A 246-nucleotide genomic window follows, 5' to 3' on the forward strand; every position below is an offset into this window, starting at 1 on the left:
GGGCTGGGCGATATCTAGAATGCCGCGTCGAGTCCCAGCCGGACCGTCCGGGGCCGCAGCGGCGTGACCTGATCGCGGCCGGTGGTGAACGGCGTGCCGAGCGCGAAGCGGTTGCCGCGCTCGTTCGTCAGGTTCGTCACGCCCGCGCTGATCCCGATCGCACCCAGCCCGAGGCGCGCGGTGACGCCGCTGTCGAGATAGCTGCCCTGGAGCTGGCCGAGTACCGGCCCGACGCCGAGCCGCGAG

The 246-nt window shown here is 72.8% G+C and carries 1 protein-coding gene; it reads right to left on the reverse strand.

Translation table 11 applies throughout. The features are described 5' to 3' along the window. Positions 1-14: 14 nt before the first annotated feature. Positions 15-246 (reverse strand): hypothetical protein (locus tag AC0IYH_RS33285; protein WP_471838680.1); only part of this gene is annotated, 232 nt, incomplete at its 5' end.

This window comes from Pseudomonas sp. AC463 (genome assembly GCF_979253585.1).